This is a genomic window from Caulobacter sp. HMWF025 (assembly GCF_003060965.1).
GTDB lineage: Bacteria > Pseudomonadota > Alphaproteobacteria > Caulobacterales > Caulobacteraceae > Caulobacter.
Window position 1 is genome coordinate 19,984 of sequence record NZ_QAII01000156.1, and the last position, 8,679, is coordinate 28,662.

General features: G+C 68.6%; 7 protein-coding genes. 2 read left to right on the forward strand and 5 right to left on the reverse strand.

All coding sequences use genetic code 11. The features are described 5' to 3' along the window. Nucleotides 1-130: 130 nt before the first annotated feature. Nucleotides 131-1,765, forward strand: coding sequence for a pectate lyase (locus DBR10_RS16790; protein ID WP_108504707.1), 1,635 nt, complete (start codon nucleotides 131-133; stop codon nucleotides 1,763-1,765). A gap of 40 nt (nucleotides 1,766-1,805) precedes the next feature. On the opposite strand, the gene DBR10_RS16795 is transcribed toward DBR10_RS16790, so the two are convergent. From DBR10_RS16795 to DBR10_RS16815, 5 genes are all read right to left on the reverse strand, one after another. Continuing rightward, a complete protein-coding gene (locus DBR10_RS16795) occupies nucleotides 1,806-2,399 on the reverse strand; it encodes an SRPBCC family protein (RefSeq protein WP_108504708.1) in 594 nt (197 codons plus the stop codon). A 77-nt stretch (nucleotides 2,400-2,476) separates the two neighbouring features. Beyond that, nucleotides 2,477-2,749, reverse strand: coding sequence for a helix-turn-helix domain-containing protein (locus DBR10_RS16800; protein ID WP_108504709.1), 273 nt, complete (start codon nucleotides 2,747-2,749; stop codon nucleotides 2,477-2,479). Nucleotides 2,750-2,835: 86 nt separating this feature from the next. Further along, nucleotides 2,836-3,294 (reverse strand): hypothetical protein, encoded by a 459-nt coding sequence (locus DBR10_RS16805; protein ID WP_108504710.1) that lies wholly within the window; start codon nucleotides 3,292-3,294, stop codon nucleotides 2,836-2,838. Between the two features lie 34 nt (nucleotides 3,295-3,328). Next, on the reverse strand, nucleotides 3,329-6,055 hold the full coding sequence (locus DBR10_RS16810; RefSeq protein WP_442861126.1) for an ATP-dependent DNA helicase: 2,727 nt from the start codon (nucleotides 6,053-6,055) through the stop codon (nucleotides 3,329-3,331). Between the two features lie 157 nt (nucleotides 6,056-6,212). Continuing rightward, nucleotides 6,213-7,886 (reverse strand): M28 family metallopeptidase, encoded by a 1,674-nt coding sequence (locus DBR10_RS16815; protein ID WP_108504711.1) that lies wholly within the window; start codon nucleotides 7,884-7,886, stop codon nucleotides 6,213-6,215. Nucleotides 7,887-8,064: 178 nt separating this feature from the next. On the opposite strand from DBR10_RS16815, the gene DBR10_RS20265 reads away from it, so the two are divergent. After that, a partial coding sequence (locus DBR10_RS20265) for a DEAD/DEAH box helicase (protein WP_233243459.1) occupies nucleotides 8,065-8,679 on the forward strand: 615 nt, incomplete at its 3' end.

Genomic DNA, 8,679 nt, shown 5'->3' on the forward strand with positions numbered 1-8,679 from the left:
CGACACCGTCGGCTCGTCCGGCCGGGAGGACAAACCAGGACGGCCCCTGCCATCGACCTCATCGAGGATCGAGGCGGCCTCCTCGATGATCGTTCCTGGCGGACCGGCCGGCGATTAGACGGAGGTTCCAATGCCGCTCAGCCCCCTCACCCGCCGTCGCCTGATGGCCAGCGCCGCCGCTGCCTTTGCCGCCGCCGGCAATCTCATTCCGCTTCGCGCCCTGGCCGCCGAGGTCCCGAGCCGTGACGAAGCCCTGGCGGCCATGAAGCGCGCCACAACCTTCATGGTCGAAAAAGCCGCCTATAACGGCGGCTATGTCTGGAGCTACCTGCCCGACTTCTCGCGCCGCTGGGGCGAGATGGAAGCCTTCCCGACCATGATCTGGGTGCAGCCGCCGGGCACGGCGACCATGGGCCACCTGTTCCTCGACGCCTATCATGCGACCGGCGATGCCTATTACTACGAGGCCGCCGTGAAGGCGGCCAAAGCGCTGATCGCTATCCAGCACCCGGCGGGTGGCTGGAACTATATCGGCGACATGGCCGGCGAGGCCTCGCTGAAGCGGTGGTACGACACCATCGGCAAGAACGGCTGGCGGCTCGAGGAATTCCAGCACTACTACGGCAACGCCACCTTCGATGACGCCGGCACGGCCGAGAGCTCGCAGTTCCTGCTGCGGCTCTATGCCGAGAAGCAGGATGCGGCCTTCAAGCCCGCCCTCGACAAGGCCCTGCAGTTCGTTCTCGACAGCCAGTATCCGGTCGGGGGCTGGCCCCAGCGCTTCCCGCTGAAGGACGAGTTCCATCATCACGGCAAGGCCGACTATACCGGCTACATCACCTTCAATGACGATGTGGCCGGCGAGAACCTGAAGTTCCTGATCATGGTCTGGCAGGTTCTCGGCGACACCCGGGTTCTGCCGGCGATCCACAAGGCCATGGACTGCTTCCTGGCCTGCCAGCAGCCTCAGCCCCAGCCGGCCTGGGGTCTGCAGCACAGGGTCAACGATCTCAAGCCGGCCGGTGCCCGCAGCTACGAGCCGGAGGCGTTCGCCACCCATACGACCGGTGGCAATATCGCCGCCTGCATGGACTTCTATGAACTGACCGGCGATCCGAAATATCTGGCCCGGCTGGGCGAGGCGCTGGACTGGCTGGATTCGGTCAAACTGCCGGTCGAGATTCAGAAGGGGCGGCCCTATCCGACCTTCATCGAGATCGGCACCGGCAAGCCGCTCTACATCCATCGCACGGGCAGCAATGTGGTCAACGGCCGCTACTATGCCGACCAGAACCCGACCGGCACCGTGATCCACTATTCCTCGTTCCGGTCGGTGAATGTCGCCAGCCTGCGCCAGCGCCTCGCCACCCTGAAGGCCACCCCGCCCGAGGTCGCCAGCCGCAACTCGCCGCTGAAAGGCGGCCGCAGGGCCCTGCCGAAATACTTCACCACCGGCGACATCTCGGTGTCGGATCTCAACGTCAACACCCTGAAAGCCGACAGCGGGGCGGCCTCTCCCGCCAAGGCGGCGGCGCTGATCGCCGGCCTGAACGCCGAAGGCTGGTGGCCCACGGAACTGAAAGCGACAAGCAATCCCTATATCGGCGACGGCTCGGCGACGCCCGCTCCGGGAGACTTCAGCCAGACGCGGGTCGGCGATGCCACCGACACCTCGCCCTACATCACCGATATGCCGAAGGTCGGCATTTCCACGGGCGGCTATATCGAGAACATGTCCACCCTGATAAAATTCATCGGGGTGTAGAGCCAGCGGGTGCGGGTTCTGTGGGGTGGTGAGCCGGGGTTCAGGCCCCCTCACAGGCCCGGCGCAGGTTGACCAGCACCTTGGGGACATCCTTGCGCAGGGCTTCGCGGATCAGACTCCTGGGCACCGGCCAGTCGACCGCCAGACGGTTGTCGTAGAATACCCGCGTGCCCCGGCCGCCGTTCAGGGCCTGCAGCCGCCATTCGCCCTGCTGGGCCTTCAGATCGCCCTCAACCAGTTTGAAGCGGATCCTGCTGACCGGCTCATAGTCCGACCGGAAGACGATGCGCAGGCCGGGAAAGACGAGGTTACGCCGGGTGACATGCTCGCGCACGTCCCAGCCGCGCTTCTGGTCTCCCGACGTCACCCGGCAACTGGCCAGGTTGGTGATCAGCTTGCCGGCCGTGGCGCAGTCGGTCATCACCTTCCAGACCTGTTCCGGCGGCGCATCGATATCGATGACGCCCCGAACATGGCCCGAAATGCCGTCAGGATCCGGCGAGACATCCGCATAGGCCTCGCCCCGCGCCAGCGCGGCCTGGGCCCTGGGTGTCAGGTCGAACGCAGCGGCGGCCGGGCCCAACCCCACGGCCAACGCCAGGGCAATAGCGGCTCCGGTCCAGTTTACGGCCATGGGGTGGTTCTCCGGGGACACGGATGCGCGTCATTCAGAGTTACGCAGCCGCATGCCCTTTGGAGGCAGGGTCAGCCCTAAAGCCCGGCCCGGTCCAGGGCTTCCCGGACCACGCCGGGGGCATGGTCAATGACCCGGAGATAGGCCGTCAGGGCCGCGTCGGGCCGGACTTCGCCCTGTTCGAGCGCCGTAATCCGGTCGACATCGATATGGAAAGCCCTTGCGAACTCGGCCTGCGACAGGCCGCTGCGCCAGCGCACCGCACGAACCAGGGCCCGGGCAGAAAGAGCCTGGGCCGGGGCCGCAGCCTCGTCTATGGCGGGATCGTTCGGATAGGCTGGCCTGGTCATCAAGACGCTCCGCTCTGCCGCTCCCCCCAAGTCCCTCTAGACCCGATTGATTGCGGATTTTCGACGGCTTTGGGGTCGAACCACCATCAACGGCCCGCAATCATCGCCTGGGCCTTGCCTTCCACCCGCTCGAGACCCGTCAGCGGATCGCCGGCGGCTTCCAGCATCGTGTTGAAAACCTTGAGGTCGGCGGTCCTGATGCGCTGGATGCGCTTGTCGCGCGCCCATTCCAGGCCGATCAGTTGGCCTAGCCGGCAGGCCTTGGGCAAAAGCACTGACCGATCCTGCGGTCCGCCCCGGGCCACGAGCCTGCTGACAATCTCGTTCCAGTTGGGCGTGCCCGGGAAGCAAAGCGGCAAGCCGTCGGCGCAGGACCCCGTCCAGAAGCGCCGGTACCAGAGCGCATGGCGATCGGTTTCAAACTTCAGGGCGTCCGTGGGCTGGACGACAGGCTGACAATCCCTGCGGACAAACTCCTCGGCATGGGCTGCGGCCGGTGCCATCAGCGCCAAGGCCGCCAGGTACGCCCCGATGACGCGAGCCATGAAACCTTCCCCGCCCCTAGCTCTGAAAGGATAGTCAATTCGGGTCTTTAGCTGATTTCTCTGACAGAAATGCGGCAGTGGCCTCAATCACCTCGACGAGGCTGAGGCGCTCAACCGTTATACCCTCCGGAAGCCCCGAGAACAGGCGCGTCGGTGCCGCAGCGTCCAGCATGACGAAGACTCCCCGATCGTCAGCACGGCGGATCAGGCGTCCGAAGGCCTGGCTGATCCGGGCCCGGGCCGTGGAGTCGTCATAGCCCTTGCCGCCGAACCGGGCCCGGCGGGCCTTGTGCAGGATGTCCGGGCGCGGCCAGGGCACGCGGTCGAAGACCAGCAGGCGCAGCGACCGGCCCGGCACGTCGATCCCGTCGCGGATGGCGTCGGTGCCCAGCAGGCAGGCATCCTCCTCGGCCCGGAAGATGTCGACCAGCGCGCCGGCCTCCAGCGGATCGACATGCTGGGCATAGAGGGCCAGGCCCTGATCAGCCAACGGCGCGGCGATCTTCTCGTGAACGGCCTTCAGGCGGCGAATGGCGGTGAAGAGCCCGAGCCCGCCCCCTCCGGCGGCCAGGAAGAGCTCCCGCATCGCGGCGGAGACCTGTCGGGCATCCTCCTTGTTGACGTCCGTGACCACGAAGGCGCGGGCATTGCGGGCATAGTCGAACGGCGAGACCAGCCGCAGCACCTTGGGCGTCTGGGGCAGGCGCGCCGCGCCCGTCCGCATCTCGGCGAGGGCGAAGGGATCATCAAGCGCCGGGTCGGTCAGGGTCGCGCTGGTCACCAGAACCCCATGCGCGGGACTGAGGACGGCCGCCCTCAGGGGCTCGGTGGGGTCGACCCAGTGTCGGCGGCAGGCGGCATCGACCACCCGGCCATAGAGGAAGGTCGCCTCGAACCAGTCCACGAAATCCGGATCGTCCTCGGCATCCTCGTCGATCGCCTTGAGGATCGAGCGCCAGGCCGGCAGGGTCATGCGCGCCCGACGGTCCAGGCCGCGCAAGGCGCCCTCGATCCGGGCCCGTTCCGAGGCGCCGAGATGCTCGGCGTCCTCGTCGAGCACATCCTCCAGCTGCCGCGCCAGGGCCAGAAGCGGGGCTTCGATGCCGGCCAGGGCCTTGGCCGCCTCACCGGCCCGCTCGCGGACCAGATCGACGGCCGGTCGTGCTGCGCATTGCAGCCCCTGCTCGAATCCGCCGCGGTCACTGGAGCGGGCGCGGAGCTGCTCGATGACGGCCACCAGATAGGTCTCGATCGGGCCGATCGGATTGGCCTGGCCATCCGGCGGTGCGATGCGGCCCGACCAGCCCTCGCCCGGCAGGGCCGTGGCTGCGTGGAGCACGGCCGTCAGGGCCTGACGGGCGCCTTCGCGGTCGCCCAGGATGTCGAGCAAACGCGCCTCCAGACCCCGGCCACGGCGGCCACGGCCCTCGGGGCCCCGGATCCAACGGCGCAGTTCGGCCGCCTCCGCGCCCGACAGGGCGGCGGAGAAGGCACTGTCGGCGGCATCGAACAGATGGTGGCCTTCGTCGAAGACCACGCGCTTGACCGAGGTGGTCTCGTTGTCGCCCTTCAGGCCCCGCGCCGCCCGCGCGCCGTCAAAGGCGGCCTGGGTCAGGACCAGCGCATGGTTGGCAATGACGATGTCGGCCCGCTTGGAGGCCCGCACGGCCTTCTCGATAAAGCAGATGCGATAGTGCTGGCAGCCGGCATGGACGCACTCGCCGCGCCGGTCGACCAGATTGGCCGGACTGGCCTGCTGGACGGGGGCGATCGAGAACAGGGTCGGCAGCCAGGCGGGGAAGTCACCGCCGGTCATGTCGCCATCCCGCGTCGCCCGGGCCCAGCGGGCGGCCAGGGCCAGACCGATCAGGTCGCCATTGCCCAGCTGGGCACCGTTGATCTGCTCCTGGAAGTTCAGCAGGCAGATGTAGTTTTCGCGGCCCTTGCGCACCACCGCCTTGCGGGCCCGGACCGCCGGATCCGGATAGATCGACTGGCTTTCGCGCTCGATCTGACGCTGCAGGGCCCGGGTATAGGTGCTGATCCAGACCGACGGCCCATTGGCTTCCGCCCACAGGGAGGCTGGTGCCAGATAGCCGAGGGTCTTGCCGACCCCTGTGCCCGCCTCGGCCAGCATCATGCGCGGCTCGCCCTCACGCTCGCGCGGCTGAAAGGCAAAGGCCGCCTCGCGGGCGAAGATGGCCTGGGCCTCGCGGACCTCGTCCAGCCCCGAGCGCTGCAGCAACTCGGTCAGGCGCTCGGCAACCCGGTCGGGATCGATGGGCCGGGTACCGGGCTCACCGACCGGTGCCTGATCTTCCCATTCGACGATGCGGGCCCAGACATCCAGACCCGAGCTGCGAAACTGGTTGCCGACCGGGGCTGAGCGCAGGGCACCGATCACCGCAGGTCCCCAGGCCCAGCCGGCCTTGGCCATGCTCTCGGCGACGGCCAGGGCCTCTTCGCGCGACGGCTGCGGGGTCAGGCGCAGCTCAGCCAGCAGGGCATCGGCCGCCAGGCGCAGGGTGGCGGCCTGCTCGGCCGCGCCTTTCGGCTCGGGAAGGCCCAGGGCCATGGCCAGTCCCACAGACGACGGCGCGCAGAACGTCGCCGGCCGGGTAAAGGCATAAAGCTCCAGCACATCGAACAGGCGAGGCCCTCGCGCCGGCGCATGCATGTTGAGACGCCGCGCGGTCATGGCGGCGTGCGCCACGAGAACCGGTCCATGCTCCAGCAAGTCCCGGGCATCGGGAGCCCGCATCAGGCGGCCGGTGCCCTCGCCGTCGGCGTAGCCGGCACGGGGGCCGGGCAGGACTACCAGGGCAGGAGCAAGGTCGAGAGTCGGCGCAGCGTGGGACACGGCCAGACCCTATCGCCATTCGCGCGCCGACGGAACGTGAACTGTCGCCCCCGGGGCCTCAGGGACGGCTGGCGGCCGTCGCGGCGCGGATCGGCTTGAATTCGGATCCGGCCTTCCAGTCCGGCCAGACGCGCGAATTGGCCAGGTCCTGGCCGACCCTGACGGTCAGCTCGACATCCTGGGCCGCGCCCCGCAGGTCCCAGTCGGCACTCCAGGCATCGCAGGTCTGATGGTAGCAGCGGGCCGTGTAGTCGGCGACCCAGGCCTCCCCGGCGGCCCGACCGCCCTCGACCAGATCCGCTCCGCCACCGAGCCCCATCAGCAGCAGGACCGGCACCCCGCGCTTGGCCAGCGAGAAATGGTCGGCGCGGTAGAACAGCGCCCGTTCCGGCCGGGCATCCGGGGTGATGGTCCGGCCCTGGGCTAGGGCCGCTTGCGCCAGCCGGTCCTCCAGCGCGTTCTGCCCGGCTCCGACCAGCACCACGTCGCGGGCCGGCCCCTTGGTCTGCAGGACATCGAAAGTGAAATTGGCCACCATCTTCGACAACTGGGCCTCGTGGCGGGCGGCGTAGTATTCCGAGCCCAGCAGGCCCCGCTCCTCGGCGGTCCAGGCCGCAAACAGGATGGAGCGCTGCGGGCGCGGCCCTGCGGCAAGAGTACGGGCGGTTTCAAGCACGGCGGCGACGCCGATCGCATCATCGGCCGCCCCCGGGCGGATGGTCCGGCCCTGGGCATCCGGAGCGCCGATGCCGAACGCATCCCAGTGGGCGGCATAGAGGATGGTTTCGTCCGGATGGCTGGTCCCCGGCAGGCGCGCCAGGATGTTGCGGCTGTCCATCCGCTCATGGCGAACCGCAAAGTCGGCCGACAGACTGGCCCCCGCGAGAGGAACCGGCCTGAAGTCGGCCCGCCGCGCGGCGAGCTTCAGCGCCTCGAAGTCCTGCCCCGAGCGCCGGAACAGCTCCGCGGCGGCGTCCCGCTGGATCCAGCCCTGGACCAGCAGCTTTTCCCGAGCGGGATCATCTCGCACGATGTCATAGCCCTCGCCGGCCGGCGCGATCACGGTCGACCAGCCGTAGCCAGCGCCGGGAGCCTCATGAACGATGAGCGCGCCCAGCGCGCCCCGGCGAACGGCTTCCTCGTACTTGTAGGTCCAGCGCGCATAGTAGGTGGCCGCCTTGCCCGCGAACTTGCCGGCTACGGGCTCATCCGGTCCGGCCTCGAAATCCGGGTCGCTGATCAGGATGACGGCGATCTTGCCCTTGAGGTCTACGCCCTTGAAATCGTCCCAGCCCCGCTCCGGTGCGGTCACGCCGTAGCCGACAAAGACCAGCGGCGCGTCCCTGAAGGTAACCCTGTCCACGGGCCGCAGGGTGCTGATCTGGATCTCCTGGGCCTGCTTGACCGCAAGGGACCCTCCGGCGGTGGCCAGGCCCAGGGTTACCGGCCCTTCGGGCTTGAGACGGACAAGCGGCACGGTCTGGGTCCAGGACCCGTCATCGCCGCTCGGCTCCAGGCCGAGCGCCTTGAACCGGCTGACCAGATAGTCGACCGTCAGGCCCTCGCCCGGCCCTCCCGGAGCCCGTCCGGCAAAGGCCTCTGACGACAGGTCGCGGGTGATGTCCGAAAGCCGCTGGGGCGAAACCGACAGATCCTGGGCCGCCGCCAGGGTCGGCGCTGCACCGAAGGTCAGGGACAGGGCCAGGACAGAACCCGCGAAACGACGACTCATCGACCCACTCCGATTGCGACAGCACGGCAGAGCCTAGGGCTCATGAGGTTTTGATGGAACTGGCCGAGACGAAAGTGGCTCCAGATCATCATCCTGACGCCCATGCGGCCACCCGAACACAGGCATGCCCGGCACGGCCCATCTGGAAACGGAACGGGAACATGCTATAGCCTTCGGGATGCCAGCGGCCGATGCCCTTCCCCCCAGATTCCAGGACTGGTTCGCCGCGCGCGGCTGGGCCCCGCGGGCGCACCAACTGGACATGCTGGACAAGGCCCGGGCCGGTCGCAGCGCCCTGCTGATCGCCCCCACCGGCGGCGGCAAGACCCTGGCGGGCTTTCTGCCCAGCCTGATTGACCTCTCCGAGCGCCCGCCGCGCAACTCACCGGCCGGGGTGCATACGCTCTACATCTCGCCACTGAAGGCGCTGGCGGTCGATGTCGAGCGCAACCTGATGACCCCGATCCGCGAGATGGGTCTGAAAATCGTCGCCGAGAGCCGCACCGGCGATACCGGCGAGAGCCGCAAGGCTCGCCAGCGCCTGCGTCCGCCCGACATCCTGCTGACCACACCCGAACAACTGGGCCTGTTCTGTGCCTGGGAGGGCGCCCGCGAATACTTCGCCGACCTCGCCTGCGTCATCATCGACGAGGCCCACGCCATCTGGCCCAGCAAGCGCGGCGATCTGCTGTCGCTGCATCTGGCCCGCCTGCAGCAGTTCGCCCCGGGAATGCGGCGGGTGGGGCTGTCGGCGACCGTCGACGACCCCGGCCTCGTCCGGCGCTGGCTGGGC